General features: G+C 48.6%; 29 protein-coding genes and 2 pseudogenes. 7 read left to right on the forward strand and 24 right to left on the reverse strand.

What is annotated here, in order from left to right:
* Window positions 1-356: 356 nt before the first annotated feature.
* Both KCG43_RS20230 and KCG43_RS20235 read right to left on the reverse strand, forming a co-directional pair.
* The gene (locus KCG43_RS20230; protein ID WP_218387228.1) at window positions 357-1,124 is read right to left on the reverse strand and encodes a hypothetical protein; all 768 of its coding nucleotides are present in this window, start codon (window positions 1,122-1,124) and stop codon (window positions 357-359) included.
* A 23-nt stretch (window positions 1,125-1,147) separates the two neighbouring features.
* On the reverse strand, window positions 1,148-1,348 hold the full coding sequence (locus tag KCG43_RS20235; RefSeq protein ID WP_218387231.1) for a hypothetical protein: 201 nt from the start codon (window positions 1,346-1,348) through the stop codon (window positions 1,148-1,150).
* A 341-nt stretch (window positions 1,349-1,689) separates the two neighbouring features.
* Here KCG43_RS20235 and KCG43_RS20240 point away from each other — a divergent pair, with 341 nt between their 5' ends.
* The 3 genes from KCG43_RS20240 to KCG43_RS20250 all read left to right on the forward strand — a co-directional run bounded on the left by KCG43_RS20240 (window position 1,690) and on the right by KCG43_RS20250 (window position 3,143).
* Window positions 1,690-1,887: a hypothetical protein gene (locus KCG43_RS20240; protein WP_218387234.1), complete on the forward strand. Its 198-nt coding sequence runs from the start codon at window positions 1,690-1,692 to the stop codon at window positions 1,885-1,887.
* 79 nt (window positions 1,888-1,966) lie between these two features.
* On the forward strand, window positions 1,967-2,743 hold the full coding sequence (locus tag KCG43_RS20245; protein WP_218387236.1) for a ParA family protein: 777 nt from the start codon (window positions 1,967-1,969) through the stop codon (window positions 2,741-2,743).
* The gene (locus KCG43_RS20250; RefSeq protein WP_218387237.1) at window positions 2,736-3,143 is read left to right on the forward strand and encodes a hypothetical protein; all 408 of its coding nucleotides are present in this window, start codon (window positions 2,736-2,738) and stop codon (window positions 3,141-3,143) included. Before KCG43_RS20245 ends, KCG43_RS20250 begins: the two co-directional genes overlap by 8 nt.
* Before the next feature lie 28 nt (window positions 3,144-3,171).
* On the opposite strand, the gene KCG43_RS20255 is transcribed toward KCG43_RS20250, so the two are convergent.
* Window positions 3,172-3,501 carry a helix-turn-helix transcriptional regulator gene (locus tag KCG43_RS20255; RefSeq protein ID WP_218387238.1) on the reverse strand — a complete coding sequence of 110 codons (330 nt, stop codon included), beginning with the start codon at window positions 3,499-3,501 and terminating at the stop codon, window positions 3,172-3,174.
* A gap of 262 nt (window positions 3,502-3,763) precedes the next feature.
* On the opposite strand from KCG43_RS20255, the gene KCG43_RS20260 reads away from it, so the two are divergent.
* The 3 genes from KCG43_RS20260 (at window position 3,764) to KCG43_RS20270 (ending at window position 5,150) form a co-directional block, all read left to right on the forward strand.
* Window positions 3,764-3,934: a hypothetical protein gene (locus tag KCG43_RS20260; RefSeq protein ID WP_218387239.1), complete on the forward strand. Its 171-nt coding sequence runs from the start codon at window positions 3,764-3,766 to the stop codon at window positions 3,932-3,934.
* Window positions 3,935-4,161: 227 nt separating this feature from the next.
* The gene (locus KCG43_RS20265) at window positions 4,162-4,800 is read left to right on the forward strand and encodes a hypothetical protein (RefSeq protein ID WP_218387240.1); all 639 of its coding nucleotides are present in this window, start codon (window positions 4,162-4,164) and stop codon (window positions 4,798-4,800) included.
* Window positions 4,801-4,805: 5 nt separating this feature from the next.
* Window positions 4,806-5,150, forward strand: a complete 345-nt coding sequence (locus tag KCG43_RS20270) for a hypothetical protein (protein WP_218387243.1) — start codon at window positions 4,806-4,808, stop codon at window positions 5,148-5,150.
* Between the two features lie 139 nt (window positions 5,151-5,289).
* Here KCG43_RS20270 and KCG43_RS20275 read toward each other — a convergent pair whose 3' ends face one another.
* The 7 genes and pseudogenes from KCG43_RS20275 to KCG43_RS20305 all read right to left on the reverse strand — a co-directional run bounded on the left by KCG43_RS20275 (window position 5,290) and on the right by KCG43_RS20305 (window position 7,598).
* Complete coding sequence (locus KCG43_RS20275) at window positions 5,290-5,478, reverse strand: hypothetical protein (RefSeq protein WP_218387245.1); 189 nt, start codon at window positions 5,476-5,478, stop codon at window positions 5,290-5,292.
* A 14-nt stretch (window positions 5,479-5,492) separates the two neighbouring features.
* On the reverse strand, window positions 5,493-6,089 hold the full coding sequence (locus KCG43_RS20280) for a hypothetical protein (protein ID WP_218387247.1): 597 nt from the start codon (window positions 6,087-6,089) through the stop codon (window positions 5,493-5,495).
* A 15-nt stretch (window positions 6,090-6,104) separates the two neighbouring features.
* The gene (locus tag KCG43_RS20285) at window positions 6,105-6,389 is read right to left on the reverse strand and encodes a hypothetical protein (RefSeq protein WP_218387249.1); all 285 of its coding nucleotides are present in this window, start codon (window positions 6,387-6,389) and stop codon (window positions 6,105-6,107) included.
* 13 nt (window positions 6,390-6,402) lie between these two features.
* The gene (locus tag KCG43_RS20290) at window positions 6,403-6,678 is read right to left on the reverse strand and encodes a hypothetical protein (protein ID WP_218387251.1); all 276 of its coding nucleotides are present in this window, start codon (window positions 6,676-6,678) and stop codon (window positions 6,403-6,405) included.
* Between the two features lie 107 nt (window positions 6,679-6,785).
* Window positions 6,786-6,908 (reverse strand): annotated as a pseudogene (locus tag KCG43_RS20295).
* A gap of 37 nt (window positions 6,909-6,945) precedes the next feature.
* On the reverse strand, window positions 6,946-7,440 hold the full coding sequence (locus tag KCG43_RS20300) for a hypothetical protein (protein ID WP_218387253.1): 495 nt from the start codon (window positions 7,438-7,440) through the stop codon (window positions 6,946-6,948).
* A gap of 11 nt (window positions 7,441-7,451) precedes the next feature.
* Entirely contained in the window at window positions 7,452-7,598 is a 147-nt protein-coding gene (locus KCG43_RS20305) for a hypothetical protein (protein WP_218387255.1), read from the reverse strand.
* Window positions 7,599-7,683: 85 nt separating this feature from the next.
* Here KCG43_RS20305 and KCG43_RS20310 point away from each other — a divergent pair, with 85 nt between their 5' ends.
* Window positions 7,684-7,884, forward strand: coding sequence for a hypothetical protein (locus KCG43_RS20310; protein ID WP_218387257.1), 201 nt, complete (start codon window positions 7,684-7,686; stop codon window positions 7,882-7,884).
* Between the two features lie 128 nt (window positions 7,885-8,012).
* On the opposite strand, the gene KCG43_RS20315 is transcribed toward KCG43_RS20310, so the two are convergent.
* The 14 genes and pseudogenes from KCG43_RS20315 to KCG43_RS20380 form a co-directional block, all read right to left on the reverse strand.
* Window positions 8,013-8,234, reverse strand: a complete 222-nt coding sequence (locus KCG43_RS20315; protein ID WP_218387259.1) for a hypothetical protein — start codon at window positions 8,232-8,234, stop codon at window positions 8,013-8,015.
* Window positions 8,231-8,551 (reverse strand): hypothetical protein, encoded by a 321-nt coding sequence (locus tag KCG43_RS20320; RefSeq protein ID WP_218387260.1) that lies wholly within the window; start codon window positions 8,549-8,551, stop codon window positions 8,231-8,233. The genes KCG43_RS20315 and KCG43_RS20320 overlap by 4 nt, the downstream gene beginning before the upstream one ends.
* Window positions 8,552-8,618: 67 nt before the next feature.
* Window positions 8,619-9,146 carry a glycoside hydrolase family 108 protein gene (locus KCG43_RS20325; RefSeq protein WP_218387261.1) on the reverse strand — a complete coding sequence of 176 codons (528 nt, stop codon included), beginning with the start codon at window positions 9,144-9,146 and terminating at the stop codon, window positions 8,619-8,621.
* A 3-nt stretch (window positions 9,147-9,149) separates the two neighbouring features.
* Window positions 9,150-10,112, reverse strand: a complete 963-nt coding sequence (locus tag KCG43_RS20330) for a hypothetical protein (protein ID WP_255558117.1) — start codon at window positions 10,110-10,112, stop codon at window positions 9,150-9,152.
* Window positions 10,103-10,318: a hypothetical protein gene (locus KCG43_RS20335; RefSeq protein ID WP_218387262.1), complete on the reverse strand. Its 216-nt coding sequence runs from the start codon at window positions 10,316-10,318 to the stop codon at window positions 10,103-10,105. The genes KCG43_RS20330 and KCG43_RS20335 overlap by 10 nt, the downstream gene beginning before the upstream one ends.
* Window positions 10,296-10,688 (reverse strand): phage tail protein, encoded by a 393-nt coding sequence (locus KCG43_RS20340; RefSeq protein WP_218387263.1) that lies wholly within the window; start codon window positions 10,686-10,688, stop codon window positions 10,296-10,298. Before KCG43_RS20340 ends, KCG43_RS20335 begins: the two co-directional genes overlap by 23 nt.
* Window positions 10,689-13,355, reverse strand: coding sequence for a phage tail tape measure protein (locus KCG43_RS20345; RefSeq protein ID WP_218387264.1), 2,667 nt, complete (start codon window positions 13,353-13,355; stop codon window positions 10,689-10,691).
* Between the two features lie 126 nt (window positions 13,356-13,481).
* The gene (locus KCG43_RS20350; RefSeq protein WP_218387265.1) at window positions 13,482-14,024 is read right to left on the reverse strand and encodes a hypothetical protein; all 543 of its coding nucleotides are present in this window, start codon (window positions 14,022-14,024) and stop codon (window positions 13,482-13,484) included.
* Between the two features lie 63 nt (window positions 14,025-14,087).
* Window positions 14,088-14,555, reverse strand: a complete 468-nt coding sequence (locus KCG43_RS20355; RefSeq protein WP_218387268.1) for a hypothetical protein — start codon at window positions 14,553-14,555, stop codon at window positions 14,088-14,090.
* A gap of 3 nt (window positions 14,556-14,558) precedes the next feature.
* Window positions 14,559-15,704, reverse strand: coding sequence for a hypothetical protein (locus tag KCG43_RS20360; protein ID WP_218387270.1), 1,146 nt, complete (start codon window positions 15,702-15,704; stop codon window positions 14,559-14,561).
* Window positions 15,704-15,883: a hypothetical protein gene (locus KCG43_RS20365; protein WP_218387271.1), complete on the reverse strand. Its 180-nt coding sequence runs from the start codon at window positions 15,881-15,883 to the stop codon at window positions 15,704-15,706. The genes KCG43_RS20360 and KCG43_RS20365 overlap by 1 nt, the downstream gene beginning before the upstream one ends.
* Window positions 15,884-15,927: 44 nt before the next feature.
* Window positions 15,928-16,449, reverse strand: a complete 522-nt coding sequence (locus KCG43_RS20370; protein WP_218387272.1) for a hypothetical protein — start codon at window positions 16,447-16,449, stop codon at window positions 15,928-15,930.
* The gene (locus KCG43_RS20375) at window positions 16,450-17,856 is read right to left on the reverse strand and encodes a phage tail protein (protein ID WP_218387273.1); all 1,407 of its coding nucleotides are present in this window, start codon (window positions 17,854-17,856) and stop codon (window positions 16,450-16,452) included.
* Window positions 17,849-18,139 (reverse strand): annotated as a pseudogene (locus tag KCG43_RS20380) (phage tail protein); the annotation flags it as partial. The gene KCG43_RS20375 and the pseudogene KCG43_RS20380, both read right to left, overlap by 8 nt.

Raw genomic sequence — 18,139 nt, forward strand, 5'->3', positions numbered from 1 at the left:
GGCGCAATTTAATGGGAGGTACCATTAGGGCGTTAGCCCTATAGGCAAAATTCTTTATTTATTAATGGGGATTAAGGGGCCCCGTTAATAAATAAAATGTATGTCCCTATGAGGTGAAATTACCACACCCAAAACCAACTGTTTAAATCAACTCTCATTTATTAAAAGATCTACACAGGGTTATCGACAACAACGAATCGTAGGTGATCGATTCAAAGCCAGGTATCTAAAAAAGCAGAGCCGGAGGGTAAATGATGGGATTCAAACCAGTGATAAACGTGATTCAGGTCACATTTGTTTTGACGGGACGCAATGAGTCTACCGAACCTAATCGGCGAAATGGCAGAGACAGGCAGCTAGTGAGGTAGCGGGGGGCTTTCGTGCCAGTAGGTATCAAACTGGCCCTGTGTAGATTCGGTTTGGTGAGCCTCTAACGAAAGGGCTGATGCCCTCTTTTGCCTTGATAGTTCGCTGGCATAAACAGGCCATACATTAGACAGGCCCGATGAATTTAAACGCAGCTGAGACGCCTCTCGCTGCTGATCCAGCCAGCCAGATTGAAACCCCAACTCCTTAAACAGCTTCATGGTTAACCATTTATAACCCGCCACACCCTTAATTTTCCCCTCATCTTTGTCCAGCAGATCCATAGCTTCACTGTGCAAGTAACCAGCCCGCACCAGCTTATCAATATAGCGATACCAGGTTGATTCCGGCATTTTTTCACCATAGATAGCCTGATAGCGATTACGCATAGCAAGGTGCTTTACTGGATCCAGCTCACGGGGCTTTGCCACGCCTAAACGAAACGTTGACCAGTCCATGAATGTGATGATTGTGCTAAGGATTTTAATCATTCGCTCACGAACACGACGCTGAGAATCGCGCTGCCGGCAATCAACATTGTTCAGAGATTGCAGTATGAAAGGCTTGGCCGCATACCCTGTCATCCGGTCAATGAACTGGCGTGTCGGTTCTGCGACTTTGGATTTCTTCAGGCCGATCAACACTACCCTGACAGCGTCAGAGTATTTTCCGCCGTTTGATGATTTTTTTGAGGTCTTCTTTTGCTGTCCGGGCGTACCTGTCTTGGGCACACCTGTAGCGGAGGTTCGATTATCCATAGCTCACTTATTCGGATTCGTAGTTAGTTGGCGTGTCGGTTGGTGGCCGACGCAAAAAAATATAACTGAAAAGTACCAAGAGGATCAAGCAGAAGATCAAAAGATGTGGCGGGCAGATACAAAAAAGCCCCGCTAGGCGAGGCTTTTCCGTTTAATTTGTTCGCTACCAGCACCACCTGAATAGCTACCGAATCCTGAAACAACAAAGTGAGCAGTTGTTTCAAGTTGAGCGCCTACGAAAACGCCTCGGATGTGTTTATATTAGCGCGTCCCCCTAACAGGGACAACGATTTCTTATAAAGCACACCCCGTTTTCATCATTTTTTTGTAAAGGATCTTACCATTATTTTTTCGTCAAACCTCACAATAGCTCACATATGAATCATTGGCAGCAAACACCAAGACAAACATCATCAAATGTAATCATAATTTACGCTTAATGCGGATCGATTGCCAAATAATCGATCATTTCAAATTGATAACCTACTCTGCAATTTCTTATGGTAATGACTGAATAACACTGTTTAAATATACAGTATCGAAACACCCTTTTCCAGAGGTAGCCATGAAATTTGACGCAAGCGAACATCTGCAAGGCGCTGAAATCACATCACAACAACTCACCGCCATTGCAGTCGCCGCTGGAGAATCTGCTGATCAGCTCGACCAAAATACACTAGCCCTGTGCTTTCAAGTTATTGAACGGCTTGGCAGAGAATGCCAGGCACACTTAAAACAGGTGGAGGTCACACTTCAATCATAAATGTATATCACCAGTAATATACATAGATAAATAACTGAGCTATATTGTCGTTTCAGCACCATCTGAACAAAGGACTAATATGACTCGCATTATTATGATTGGCAGCCGTAAAGGCGGCCCAGGCAAAACAACAACTACCGTCAACCTTGGCTATGAACTGTCAAAACAGGGGAAACGCGTCCTGATTTTGGACTTTGACAGCCAGGGTGACACCACAAAATACTACAAACCCAATGAAACAGAGTTTTACCTGGGTGATGTATTACTTGATCGAAAATTCGATATCTTCAACGCCATCTACCCTGCAGAAATCAGAGGTACCGAACAGGAAAACCTCTTTATCATTCCGGCCCGCCGTGGCGACGTGATGACAAAACTCGACATGGATCTTTTTTCTATTCCCCGCCGCGAGGAACGCCTGAAGTTCCATCTTGAAAAAGTGAAGGGGCAGTTTGATTTTATCCTGATTGATACCAGCCCAGGCACTAGCGTGCTCGGCGTGAACGCTGTAATGGCCGCGAGCGAATTTCTATTTCCAACCGAGTTTAAAGAACATTCATTTGATGGCGTGGAAACCCTGCTGGAGCACATCCAAGAAGTCATGTTTATCGAAGAAGATGAAATTAATTTCACAGTTGTTCCGGTTAAAGTTGACCGTCGCGAGCGCAAATCTTTTGAGTATGGCAAAGCCTATTTAAGCGAACGCTGGCCGGACAACCATGTGAAAACGACTATCTATGCCAGAACCCTGTTTGGTGATGCTGAGCAAGAGCATGTACCCGCGTCAGTTTTGAACGCCGGGCATGAAGCGGCACGCTATTACAAATCACTGGCGGGGGAGATTCTCAATGACTAATGACGAACAACAGCAACTTGATGAATTGAGAGCATCGCAATCGCTCACCCCAGCGCAGAAAGCAAAACTCAAAAGCCTGGAAAGGAAAGAGAAAAAGGCACATCAGAACGATACGCCCAAGACTAAGCGAAACGCGACTTTTGGCATTGTTCCGACAACGGAACTGGTGTCGTTGCCATTTCGCATCAGCCCAGCTGAGAAACAGATAATGATTGATAGGCGAAATGCAATTAAATCAGAAGACGCAATGCTGGAAGCTGAGCGCCTGGGCGGCAAAGATGATCTCAGTAACAACATGCAAATGCGGGCGGCATTGTGGCTAATGAAGAGCTGCAGTAATGAAGAAGTGATTGAGGCGATCAGGGAAGTGAAACTGTCTATGATACGCGGTCGGAAATAATGTATAACACTGATAATATACATGGGCGCTAAGCGCCCTTTTTTTTGTCACTCCAATTATCAAAAAGAAACTTTATCAATGATTTGCGGGCCGTTGGTGACAAGGTTCTGGCAGATGCTGTCACGTCCTCTGGACTGACAGGCTCAAGGTTCATCATATCCAGCGCCAGGTCAAGATAGGTTATTTTTAACACGCGCAGTGCTGCAGCAAACTGAGACAGTTTCAGCTCTGACTTTCCCGACTCACAACGCACATAATGTCGGCGGCTCACACCGATCAAATCCGCCATATCCTGTTGAGTCAAAAGCAACTTTTCTCTTCTTCTCTTAATGGCAACCATCAACTGGTGATGTGACATATGTCACCCTCAGTGTGACCAAGCAATCTCTAAATACGCAAGAATGAGACCATATGTGCATACACTATTTACCTCAATATCATTGTGCTTATGATGCATATGCTAACCAGTTAATAACTAATAAAAATTCTCATTTATGGCTTAGGTTTTATCGCTATGTTTGTCTTTAACTCTATATCAGATTCTCATTTTGCAAAGTTAGAATTAACAAATGTATCAGTTTGCAATTCTCCCGCTGCCGGTATTGTTAACAGAGGTGTATATGGACACCATTGAGTTACTGGAAGAAGTGCAAGCACTCGCAGCATGTGGAAGTGAAGCAGCAACCAACTGGGAGCAGGGACACTTAACTTATTTGTTTATGGAGATCGAACGGAAGATCGCGAAAGCAAAGGAGGAGGTTAAAGAATTGGAAGGAAACACCCCTATTTAACATATATTGCATAATTCGCACTATTATTCAGGGATTTTAATCATTTCGAAGGGAGAGCCGGACAAAGCGCACATTTCTCTATGTTTTGTTCGGTTCATTTCTGTGGATAAACAGTTGTGGATAAGTACCGGTTTCAGATTCTGCCTGAAACGTCGATTTCTGACAGTTGTCTACCTCATTTGTAAATGCTAGGTTGCTCATCACTCTATCATCACCTATTGCACCTCATGGTTACAGATTCAGAAACAACGAATAATGGCATTCAGGGTTTTCCTAAAAGACTGCTGGAACTGATCGGCACTGAATCAAAACTCAGCTTTGGCCGAAACGTGGGTATCACTGACAGTGGCCTGAGAAAGTATTTGCCGCCAGGTAAATCTCTGCCAACGTTTGAAAAGCTGGTTGCAATTGCCAGGTATAAAGGTGTCCAGCTGGAATGGCTGGCAACGGGCCAAGGCCCGAAAGAGATCAGCCAGGGTGAATTTATCTGTATCCCTTGTATCAGCTCTCAACTTCCTAACCATGATACACCCTGGAAAAGCATCACTTCCCAGGGAAAATATCCGTTGGCCGCGCACGAACTCAGCGCCATTCAATGCGATGACCCCAAACAGCTGCTGGCCATCAATACAGAACACGATTCAACGTTGATCAGTGTTGTCATTGATATGGGATACACATCCCTGATTGACGGGTACACGTATGCCATCCGGGCCGGAGATGAAATCTGCGTCCGGGTGATACAAAAGCATAGCGATGGCAAGATCCAAATGGCCGGCTTAAGCTCATTCAGTACCCCAGACATTGCCGCTTCTGAAAACAGCATTGACGTACTGGGAAGAGTTGTATTGAAGACAGTGAGGTAAGTCTTATGCCATTTCCACCGCCAACACATGGCTTTGAAGAACGTCACATCGCTGATTCACTGGATGAGCACCTGGTACCAAATAAATCAGCCATTGAACCCTATAAAGCCACAGCTGATTTGCAACTCAGAACGATCAGTAAAGGGGATGTTATTACCATTGAAAAAGGGCGGGCGCCACATCATCAGTGTGTGGCTCTCATCGAGCAACATGGTGATGTGTTTCTAGCGGTGTTGTACTGGCATCATGGGCGGTGGTTCGCGCGAACCGATGAACATAAAGGCGCTGTATCAGAAGACATGACCTTAATTGGTATCGCGCGTGACCTCATTAAAGATCAACTGCAGTAAGCTTGTATTCCTGCTCACAGTCCGAGCAGCAGTATTTTTGTTCACTTTCTCTAATCAATTCCCCGTCACACAGAGGACAGGCCGGGGCTGACGTTTTTTTTAAGAGCGTTACGGTTACTGCATCAAACAAAGCTCACCTCTAATTGAATGGGCTGTGACCTTTAGACCACAGCTCAATGATCCGGCCCTTGTATTTAATGTAAGCCCAGGGGTATGAACTGACACGGTCATAATCTTCAATCGCCGAATCTAACGTTTCATGCTCAATTGAATACTTGCAATTAATTTCGTTGTCTTCGTACTTACCCGCCATCACAGTGAACGCCATAATTCCGCCTTATATTACTTCTTTTCTTTTTTCTCAGCATTTTTAACTCTGGTTAGTCGAGATTTAAGCAATTTAAGCTCTTTCTCGTATTCGCTTAAATCAACTCCTAGATCTGCGATTTCTTCGGGGTCTTCTTCTTCCTTGATGTAAGCGCGCACTCTTTTAATCCTGGCTTCATGTTCTTTAATTGCGAATTTGAACGCAGCTTGTTTGGTAGTAAACATGCCTTTAGGTAACGGCTCACCTACAGCGAAAGATTCCCTAAAATTTTTAGATATGGATTTGAGCCAACCAAAGTCACCATTTTTTCTAGATAGCTTTCCCCACGTCACCCCTTTGATTTTCTGAATGACATAAACATATGTTCTTTGATCGTAGTAATTACTATCCAATTTACGTCCACGTCGGGTTTGAGAGCCTCGCTTCTTTGCAATCGTTCGAACATGCCATTCCTGCAACTCCACTTCACTTGAGCCGTCATCGTAACTACATGCGAATGCTTTAAATAGGATGGCACCAACCTTAATCCTACTTGTGGGAAATGGTTGTTTACCTTTATTCATTTCAGCTCTCAAAGAAGAAAGAGTAGCAATTCTATCCGCTATGTTCATTGCCAATTTTCCCCTCTACTCGACAATCTTTAGTTCAGGAAAGTGCTTATTCAAATCTTGTGCACTTCTAACTGGCATGTATGCAGAAAAATGCACCCTATGACCGGCACCCCATTTTACCGACATGTATGCTCCCATTGGATCATACGGGTCATCTTTAGGATCAATCCGTAACTCTACGGCATCGGCAGGAAACTCAATAAAAATCCCGCCAGACCGAATCTCAAACTTATCGTCTGACTTTTTAAATACATCGAACTTAAAATCCTTTGTTTCGATGCTTAAGCCTACTGTTGCCATTTCTACAGCCCCCTTAAATCGCAATTTTTTCGTGAAGATAGCCGTCAAAAACTTCATTCAGGAAGTTGTTCAGCTCTGGAATATTTAAGCTTTCAGTGACAGTTGCCACTTCATATTCCTCGCCATCAACAAAAACCAGCAATAGCTCACCTTCAAGTTTTGATGCTTGTTCATCTAATTGAACAATATCAAACTCAGGATGAAGATTAGGCCAATAATCAACTGGTTTAATCGAAAAGCCGTTACAGCCAGCCATTTCTCGTGTGACTCGAACTAGATTACTGTGCATTAACCTATTCCCCCCCAAATTTATGCAGCCAATCGGTTAACGACCTGGTTCATGTAACGCAGCATTTCCCTGCCCGCCCATTCCCGGCATCACAAGAAACACCATTGCCGATCTGACGGGACTCGAACCCGCATAGGCTTGCATGCCTGCTGGAGTTGGAGTCGGGTTGCTATCCCTCACCTTGCCAGCCACTCTCGCTAAGAGCGTTCAACCTATTGAACTACAGATCACTTTCAAAAACGGCCCGAACAAGCCGGGCACCCTGCATTAACAACAATCACGCATCGCCGATATTTCTTCGTCTACCGCGTCACTTGGATTACAACTTTCAACATCATTATCATTAAGTTCCAAAGCTGCTCTTCCCATCTCAATTGCCGTTTCTAAGTCAAAATGACACTGAGTGATCAGCAGTTTCGCGTACTCTGCAACCCAAGCATCACGCAAAACCTGTACTTCTGTATCAACAACTTTTTCTATGCTTCCATTGTCCGAGCAGGGTGTTAATTTCTCTGCATCGACATAGGTGATCGGAATTGCGCCAGAAGTGCCTTCCTCAACGATGTAGAAGTTATATTCCGAGTCATCATCTTCCGGGCGAGCAGCGTACACATGCTGCAACTGATCAACTGAGATGGTCTCAAAATCACGGGCTTTAATTTCACGGTTAAACACTGAAATCGCGTCTTCCCGCGTCTTATGCCCCTCACACCAGAAACCCCACGGCTCACCATCTGCATGGTGGTAAAAATTAATGTCCATATTTGCCCCACTCATTCTCTGACTAACACAAAACCGTTTTCAGACGCTACGGCTCCCGTAATAACGGCGCCATCTTCTGTTCGGACAAGGCCGTATTCTTCCGCGTTTTGAATCGCAACCCGAAGCGCCTCTAAAGCTTTATCCATTTCACTTTGCATATAATGACCTCATTAATTATTGTCATGACATTTATCATATTATCGTCATGACAAAAAAACAACAGTGATTGACTATCTTTTTGTCATGACAAATAATTCAGACATGAATGAAGAAAACAAGAAAACAGCCGGACGGCCTAAGCAAGAGGTCACTCTGGATAAAAAACAGGAAATTCGTTGCACTGAGGATGAGAAAGCTCAGTGGCTTCGTGCAGCCAAAAGCCAGAATATGAAGGTCAGCGCCTGGGCGCGGGAACTATTGAACAAGGCCGCTAAAGGGCACTAGAAATGACAGGGGCCGCGGCCCCTGGTTAGGTAGGTCACCACACCGGCCCGGGTTGGCTGGCGCAGCGCTCCAGCTCATCGAGATAGAGCTGCAGGTTTTGGTGAGAACGGTGGGGGTAGTACACACCGTTATCGGTCGTCGTGTACCACTCCAGCTGTGGGGCGCTCGGCGGACACGGGGTTGACTGACACCCGGCCAGCAGGAGCACCAAAGCGGTCAGCATTAGCCTGATCAGGGTTTGATTTAACAGCATCCTCTCGCTCTTTCTTCTGTTGAGTTTCGACGCGACGCGCCAGCACAGGGGCGAGCTTAAGCAAGCCCGCCAGTAATTTCACCCAGATTGGATTCATCCCATTTTCCGTTTCAGATTGAGTGGGTTTTTCGCCAGATCATTACGGGCATGGCCGAGGTTCCCCGCAAACCATTCCAACAGCTTAATCAGCCAGCTCGGCAGTTTAGACATCAGCTCAGGATTAATCATCTGCCGCACCTGCGCCCACAGCCAGCCGACAGACAACACAAACAGCACCACTACAGAGGCATAATCACCGGCAAGCCAGCGGATGGCCGCAAACACCATGCTAGCCTCTTCGCTGGTCATAGGTTCCACAGCTAGCGCTGTGACAGAAAATAGGGCCAACACAGTAAATAAAACAGCTTTTAACATTTTGTTTCTCCATAAAAAAAGAGGGCAAACGCCCTCATTTATTTATGTATATCACCACTGATATACATTAGTTATCGACAGCACATAGCCGCAAATTCAATGCAATACGTTCAGACCAACCACGGGAAAACTGCGCCCAGGTTTTCAGGTCATTCATAAAGTCCAGCCGTTCGGCCAGGTAACGAAACAGAACATCGTTCACATCGGCCTGTTTCACCGCGTGTTCCGTCAACGGGCCATAGTAGCCATCGGCTTTTGCATCAGCGGACAGCTGCAGAAACTGAACCGCCCGCCACACGCCGTGATTAATCGCCGCATCAAACAGCTGATACAGCACGGCTTTGTGCAGCTTGCTGCCGCCCAGCTTGCACCAGAAATCGCGGTAATAAATCTCGCGAGCCTGATCCAGAGTCAGTGCCTTAATATTGAGGTCTGGGTAACTCATGGCAGAAATGCCGTACTTAGTGCCCTTGCGGACACCTTTGCCGACAATGCCGGTCGTCCAGTTTCCCCGGTCGTCATAGTGATTTTGATATTTGCCCTCATGGCCGATAGTTCGGTCAAAGGCCGTGATGAAGTCTTGCGGGTAGGTCATAGATTATCTCGGTCTGGTTGCCACAATCTGAGTAGAAAAATCGGTTCGGGTACCGCTGAGGGTGACATCATCTAATGACCAGTCCCCTTTACTGCGGGGGCTGGTAAACCCAGTCAGCTGCATCGTCGATTCTGCGAAAAACCGCTCACCGCCTGCGATAACAGTCCCGTTAAAGGTCTGGCCTTCACGGGTCTTTTCCAGCAGTTTGGCTGCGGCGCGTTCGTTGGCTTCCTCCTTGGATTTAAAACTGTCTTTCAGGGTCAGAAACGGGGACTCCCCGATCTCAACCGTACCGTTATCACCCGTTTCACTGTCACGAAAAGTAGCCTTCGCGCCTTTGAAACGGTTATTGCTGGGGAAGCTGATCCGGCCCGTTCCGGGCCTGAGATTTTCCGGGGATATCATTACCAGAGGTTTAGCCCCACCTGACAAGGTCTTGATGTTGCCCTTCATGGCAACGACATACAGGCCATTAACAGGCTTAGCGATGGCATCGAATTTCTTCGCCAGGCGGGCGATAAACGCTTTGTCCGTTTCCTGCGACTGGTTTAAATGCGGCGTGGCTTTGTCGGCCAGCGACGGGTCGATTCGCACCCCATAACCGTGGCGACTCATCACTTTAGTGACCACGTCACGAATAGTGGCCGCCGGATAAGTCGCCTGCCGGGCTTCCCGCCAGGCCGTCTCATCGGTCACCGTAAACTTGGCAGGAGTCAGGCTGATCTGCAGCTCGGCAGGATGCAGGTACTCATCAAGGGCAGACACCTCAAACTTGCCCCGGTAAACACCATTCACATAGAAACTGTATGGCGTCCCGCTGCGGGGAACGAACGACAGGCCGTCCGATCCAAGCCGCAATGTCAGCCGGTCCGCTGATTGACCGCTGGTATCGTTGAGTGACCAGCGGGTAATACGGGGGAGTAACAAACTGGCCTGCTCTCCCTCGAGACGGATGATCATTCCCATAAATCGATCACCTCCACTGCAGCAGAGGCGGCGTCAGGTTCTGACACCACGTCAGGGATATTCACCCACTGACCCGGCGTGAGAAACAGCGACTGCTGCCGCGGATTGAGGCGGAAAAATTCTGCCATCAAAACATCACTGTCACTGCCGCACACCCGGTGGAGCAGCTGCCCCACCGTCTCTTTATATAAGGCTTGTGTTTTCATCCTGTCGGTACTCCCGCAACGTGAGTGATATTTTCAGCACCTGCGCCACACCGTTATCGATCAGCTTGATATAGGATGTCCGTATACTCACAATCGTCCAGCGGCCCCAGCTCTTACCGCTGCCGTCCGTGACCATCACCACCCGCTGTACTTTCTGCATCGCCCGCAACGCATCCGCTTCACGCTGACCATTCCCCCGAAACGCTTTGACATCCAGCGCCCAGTCATCCAGCGCACGGGCTGTTTTTACCTGGCGAGGCCCGGCAATCGCATCAGAGACCGTCCAGCCGCCATCTGAGGTATAGGTATGTTGTGTCAGTCCGTTGCGCTGCACCGGCGACAGAATGTGATCATCAATTGCAATATGCATTTACATCACCAGTGAATGGTTCAGGTTTTGGGTGAGGTCGTCGGCATCCATACCGCGTTCTCTGAGGAATTCAGCAAACAGGGTCTGCATCTTCTCCATAGTTATTTCTGCGGTCTTTTCTGGATCAGATGTACCCTCAACCGTCAGCTGAGGGGCAAAAGTCACCGGGGCCGCCATCTTGGCCGCGGCCATTTTTTCCTGTGCTTTTTTGACATCTTCGGTTTTATCTGGGACGGCATTTTCATCGGCAAACCAGTCGTAAATCGACGACACCAGGGCGGTGCCGACTTCATCCCCAACCAGTCCGCCAATACCTGCGCCAATGGCCGTACCAATACCGGGCAATATCATGGTACCAATCGCCGCCCCCGCCGCCGCACCACCGAGACCACCGGCTAAACCGCCTCCGGTTTCAGCAGCCTGGCGGGTATCCCCGGAGGCCAGCGCACCGGCCATGTTCACCGCATCGAGGCCAATCGCCAGAGGGCGAAGCACAGCCGCCGCTTTGGCCGCTTTTGCAATGTTCAGCCCTTCTGTCGCATCACTGGCCGCGCCGACCATATCAGCCGCCTCTCCGGCAAACGACGGCAGCGAAAACGAGCCAGCTGCCAGTCCTACCCCCGCCGCCAGAAAACCACCTCTGCGGCGACGCCGTGAAGGAGCATCCCGACCAGAACGCCCCGAACCTCTCCGGCGAGACTGACTATCCGCTGAGCGAGAAAATGTATTCATCGCACGGGTCAGCCGATCAGCACTCCGGGCGGCATTGTCCGTTGCATTCGACTGCTGGCGCAGCGCTGCAGACTCACGGGCAATACCTGCCAGATTGCGGGCAAACTTAAAGCCGGCGATCACTTTCTTCGCGGCCACAAAAGCCCCCATTGCGCCGACTAAACCGATCATGCCCTGGGATACGCCCTCATTGTTTTCAACAAAGTCCGCCAGGCCACTGGTTGCAGCCGTGATACCTGCCCGCACCGGTTCCAGCATAGGTAACAGCCGATCACCAACAGCAACCCCCAGGCGATTGAACGCATCCGCGGTTTGCTCATAGTTCGCCGTTGACGTATCCGATACCGCTGCGTATTCCTTGCGCACTGAATCACTGGACGCGTTGGCCGCTTCGCTCTGCATCTTGCGAAGGGCCGCGGTGTCTTTCAGCAGTTTCTGCACATGGGCGTTGGCCTCATCACCAAACAGTGTCTTAATGGCTGCAGACTGATCGCTGGCCTCCAGATCCTGAATGCCACTGAGTACGTCCATCAGGGTGCCCATGGCATCGGTCTGCATGCTTTCCGCAGTGCTTTGGGCATCCATCCCCAGCATGCTCAGAATTTCTTTCTGTGATGTAGTAGCAGCAAAGCCAGCCGTCAGGGCGCCAGTGATATTTTTCGACGCCGTGGCCGCTTCTTCTTCACTGGCCCCCTTGGACAGTAACGACCCGGACAACGCAAGTGCCTGGGCATCTGTAAAGCCAGAGTTCACCATCAGGGCACCAGTTCTGCTCATTACGCCCAGCAGATCCTTGGCCTTGACTCCCCCGTTTTTGTTGGCGACATCATTGATCATGTTCGCCATTTTCATGAACTGGGCCTGACCTTCTTCCCCCGCTGAATAGTTCATGGAGTTTCGCAAAGCCATAGACTTTTCAGCGGCTTCGTCGGCCTGCATGTCCCAGGCAGCTTTGGTCATCAATGTGTCACGGGTGTAGGCGAGCAAGTCCTCTTTGGCTACACCGCCATTCGCACCGCCAGCGGCAATGCGCATCACATCGACATCACCGGCGCCTGACATATCCTGCGCGAGACGGTTCAGGCTTTTACGCAGGGTTTGTGCTTCATCGCCCTTAATCTCATCGTTGTCGTACAGGGTTTTGGCAACATCGACAAAGGCGGTTTCATTGCGTGCAGATGCGCGTCCGGCCAGTGCAGCCCCCGCCGCCACACCCGCACCGGCAACACGAGCATCCGGCAAACTTTCCAGCGCAGCTTTCTTGCGGGCCTGCAGCTCGTTTGACCGGGCCATCAAACGGTTTTCCCGCTCCAACAACTGAGCGGCTTTCTCTGCCCGTCGGTTGGCAACCGCCCGAGCCGTTGAGAGGTTATTGGTATTCAGTCCGGCAGTGCTGAGGCGATCATTTAGATTGCCCAGCGTTTTCACCTGCTGGCTTTCCTTGCTTTCCAACTGGGTCAGCCTGGCCGTGAGTTTCTTCACCTCTGCCTGCTCACGCTTGGTGAGCTGATAATGACTGTTTTGTTTTTCGGTCAGCTTACTCACAGCAGCCTGAGCACGGATCAGCCGGTTCTCTTCCTGCAGACTGAGCTTAATCCCCTGCGATTTCTTCTCGTTGAGGTGCTGTAGCGAATTGCGGTTAGTTTGCAGAGACAGAGTTTCTGCATCGGTGAGGCGTATGGTTTCCTTTTGCTTAGCGGACAGCGCCTCCAGAGACTTGCGGGTGTGCTCCACTTCCCCCCGCGTTTGAGCTATAGCTGTATTAAGCCGCTCATACGCGTTCACATCACCCGCCTGCTGACGGCTGGCCTTCATTGCATCATTGGCGGCCTGCGTCGAAGCCGTCAGCGCCTGCTGGGTTTTATTCAGTTTCAGGACTTCGGCCGTTGCCTGACTGGCATCCGCCGTGATCCCGACCTTTATTTTATCTTCCACGGCGCACCCCTAATTGAGCCAGTGCCATTTCATAGCGACGAATAGCGGTTTCTGTCGTCCAGTTCCTGGCATCGATGGCGGAATACCCGACCAGGGGGATCACATCCAGTACAGTTTCAATCTGGCTTACTGATAGAAGTCCGCCGTTTTCGACAAAAAATCATTGACCGCCTCATTGAGAGACAGAAAATCTGGCTGCAGCATGGCGTCAATTTCTGACGCGTCTAAATCCGTGATCTGCTCAATCATGAAAATGGTGTGAGCATGCGCATCTGAGTAATGACTGGCGTCCAGCATTTGCTGAATAGACGGCAACTGCAGCGAAACACGTTCTTTATTTTTAAAAAACAAAGTGATGAATTTGTCTTTCAGATCGCGTGTCTCTCCGGCCAGCTCATAACCTGTCTTGATATAGAAAGCGTGAGACTTCCAGAACACCGTATTAAAATCCGGGGTCGTCATCTGGCTGACTTCCTCTGCAGTCAGGCCAGTGGTTAGTGTCACCAACTGGATCTTATCTTTATCAGTCAGTACATTGCCTTCGGGCTGAAAACTCTTACCAGCCGCCACGGTATACGGCTGTACCGTCACGGTTGTTTTGCTGCCAATCGGTTGCAACAAGGTATGTACAAAACGCAGATAATCAGGCGCCTTTTTTTGCTTACTCATGATTCATTCCCATAAAAAAGGGGCGTATAGCGCCCCTGGTAAACTGGTTTAAAGCTGTTTCGATTAAATATTGAAGAGTCGGCCTTCAATAAAATAATCACTGTTATCAATATCAACGGTCGTGATCGGCACACCGTCGTCCATGAACGCGTATTTGTTCACCGTCCCCTTGAGGGTAATCTCGGCTTTCTTACCCGTTTGCGTGGGCGAACGTTCAACTACACATTCAGCCGTCATGGTGTGTATGCTCTCGGATCTCTTACCGTTCTCGGAATACTTTTCTTTGTAGATCACCACCCCGGCCCGGCCAAGGGTGACTGTCCCCATCAAGATACTGGCCGACTCACCTTTAATCGGAATTGAGAATTCCCCGGCATCAAAGCCAACAATGTCTTTCCCGCCGACAAAAGTGCCTTCAACATCTTCATAACGCGGGGCAAAGGTGGGCGGGGTAAACTCTCCCAGGTCACGCGTCAGCTTTGTGCCTGTCGACAGCTGCAGTGTCCGGGAGATCAGAATGCGTTTTCCCATGGATTAGGCTCCTTGAATAGCAGATTCGACAAAGGTCTGAACAATGCCGTTAACCTGGTTCAGTTCAACAATCGAATTCTCATTCGGGCGATAGGCACCCCAATCGATCACCAGCACCCACTCACCATTGTTATAACGTTCAACGGTGTTTCGCTCCGGGTGCAGATAAACCTTGCCATTAATCACAGCACCATCCACGCGCAACGTAGCAAACCAGTTTGATAGCTGAGCAATACGCATTTCAAAGAAATCCAGATCCAGGTTGAATTTCATTGTTTTACGATGCGATTTCACCACTTCCCGGATAATCTGGTTTTCAACGCCGATGATATTACCGAAGCTGCCATCGAGCGTTCGGGTTCCCAGAAACATAATGCCGCCATCCGGGTCACCGACGGCCAGACTGACGCCCTTTTTGTTCAGGTCGACGCCTTCACTTTGGCTGTCGTTAGATCGATAAGTCACCACGCGGGCCAGATCGTCTAATTTCAACGGGGCACCATTCGGGGTATTCCATGGTTTAACTGTACAGCGAGCGGCCATGCCATAGGTTGACGGTGCAATGACATGCTCCCAGCGTTCGCCGTGAACATCCACACACCAGACTTTCTTATGTGCCTCGCCAAACTCAGCCGCATAGGTTTTCGCGGCGGCAGTGTTAGTATCCGGCCCATCTGTCCAGCCTTCGGCCAACAGTTCGTCACAGATGGTTGCCAGCTGGTTCACGATACTGCTATCACTAAAACCAGGCACGCCGATATTGGTCGGCGCTTCCGGACATCCGGCAAATGCCATCAGCCCCGTGCGCTGTCCGGTGGCCGGCACAATATCACCAACGATGTTTTGCATGGTGTCAGTTGGGGTGGCGCCCTCTGGTACCACAATCACATACAGCGGTACTTTCGCTTCTTCCAGAAAGAAACGGGCATTGTGATACAGCGTGCCTTGCGGGTCAGGAGTAGTGTCCAGCTTTGCCAGATCTTTTGTACCGTACAGCTTAATCGGTTCGTGATATGCCACCTCTGCCGCTTTATTCGGGGCCGTACCAATCATCGCCCCGAGCTGTTCTGAAATCCCCCCCATGGGGGATAAGGGCTCACTGGTTTCAACCGTGATCCCGTTGTGGTTCATTGAGGTATCCGTTGCCATTATTTCGCCTCTTTCGCCTTGAGCTTACCTTTGTTAATGAAGTATTCCGCCTGAGAAGGTTTCAGCATCAGGACGTCATCTTTTTGATGCCAGCGCGACAGAAAACGAAACGGTGCCAGCGCGATATATTCACGCTGAACTTTGTTTTCAGGCGGGGCGGTCAGGGTTTTCTCTGCCATGGTTTCACCTTATTGCGGGCAATAAAAAACCGCCGGACGGCGGTTTATTCTGGGGATTGCGGATTCGGGTTTTCCGGCCAGGGGTGTTCCAGTTTGATTTTTTCGTACCACTCCAACGCCTGTTGTTTGGTTGCATCTGCTGCCACTTCTTCACCCAGTTCACGCAACATCAAGGATTCGCTCAACAGCGGATCAGAAAGCTGCGCATACTTTTGCCGGCGAATGTCGTTCACCGCTTTTACTGCGGCTTCGAACTGGGCCTGTTGATCGATAATCCAATTATTGTCAATTTCAGACCAGACTACCCACGAGCTATCTTCTGGAGCCTTCTCCGTATAAATAGGGTCATTCAAGTAATCCAGATTTAATACCTGGCAAGGCTCTTTCGTGGCTTTGTGATAAACAAATACAGGAACTTCAATAAACTGCGCTTTTGAAAAATCGGTCCAGAGCCATTGATAGCCCAACTTAGGAGGTCTAATAAGCGGCTCAAAACTATCAGGTACCGAGACACAATTTTTGTCACGGACAATCCGTTCACAGAATTTTTCATCTATCAGTCTCATTTACACATCCTCTGCCCACCGGCCAAAGGCCACCCAGCTAATCAACGGATTATTATTAGTGCTGTTCGTATACATCACACCTTCGGTAGAGAAATACACATTCACAGATATTCGATAACCGGATAAACCCACAAATGATGCACCCGCCAAATATGTTGCACCGCTTCCGTCTGAAAATGCTGACGCGAGGATAGACTTTGTTGACGTAAATGGAACAGGGAATATTTTTTCTACTTTTCCCGTTCCTTGATTATGTGTGTTTGTCCCCATTTGTATACAAGTGCCATTGGCATATAACAGCGCCCTGCCATTTGCATTATTGACTTCTTTAAACGGAAATTCACGCCACGTATCAAGAACATCTCCGATCGGATTAACAGCCATGACAGCAGTATGTGGTTTATTACAGAAAAATTGCTTCAACTGACCATTGTCAGAAATCGAAATAACTTCACCGCGCATATAGTCTCGGCTGGAATCGTAATAATGATGCGGGTCAAGCTCTCCCTTATGCTCTTGCAGTGCAAGTGATAAACCATCTAATGCCGCTGATAACCCCACAACATTGTTTATCCCAGGTAGATTAGCGGATGAAAAAACCGAGGCCCAAGTTGGAGCTGCTGTTGTATCATGCGCAACACCGAACCATATTTTTGATGGTGGCTTAATATTGTCGATGAATATCCATGCATTACCACCACTGATATCACGCGCATTTATTTTAAAAATATACCCATAACCACTACCAGAGCTCACAGGCAAGTAAGGGCTGTTTAATTGAACCATGGCAGATAAGCCAATCGGCTGAGCGCCGAACCACTCAGGCCCAGTGATATTTACAACACCAGAGGACGCGCGGTTAAGGTTTGTTACACCGATAGTGTCCGCAATTTTTGCGGATTCTGCCTTTGCTCCAATTGGCAGACGCTGTGAAACAGCGGCTAACAAGTCCTCATGGTCAACATAGACTGAGGATAAGTCGACTTTAACGTTAATAATATCAGCATTTGTGGTGAACATTTCCACTGCATAGCGCAAAGACTCTGTAGCACCTTGCTCCAAAGTCGGCTTCCAATCCCCTTTACCTCTCGCATAACCGTATAAGGTTCCATCTTCAAGACGTATTCCAACCTCATTGATATAGAACCCCCCCGTATCAGCAGGAATATCACCCTTAAATACGAGTAACGTTACATTGTCAGCATCAGTCAACATCGCACAGGGAACAGAATAAACCTCATTTAGCATTCCCGTTTGTAAACGAGGATCTTTGTTATCTGCCAGCAGGCCGTCGCCAAACACCATTTCAGTGACTTTTAAAACCCTACCTAACTGAATGGCATTGTTTTCAGCTGCGATCCCCGAATTTGTAAGATAACAGCGTAAATCTCTATCAATATCAGCCATGTTTAATTCTCACTGATTTTACTTGTTGAACAAAGGAAGAGCGGGGTTTGAACATTTTGAATAATGGAGGAACCGAAGGCGCAGCTTTGACACGAACCAAAGATGTTTTCTGCAATAACAGTGCTTTCGTCTTATGTGCTTCATGTGATCGAGACAAGCTCAGGCCGATCACATCCCTTTCTGAACGATAAGTGTCTATTCTGGCGTTCAATCGACGCGACATTTCAACGGTTAATGGCTTTTCCGATAAACGGCCTTCCACTATAAGTTCATATTTTTTTAA

It is taken from the genome of Photobacterium sp. WH24 (assembly GCF_019204055.1).
Taxonomy (GTDB): Bacteria; Pseudomonadota; Gammaproteobacteria; order Enterobacterales; family Vibrionaceae; genus Photobacterium; species Photobacterium arenosum.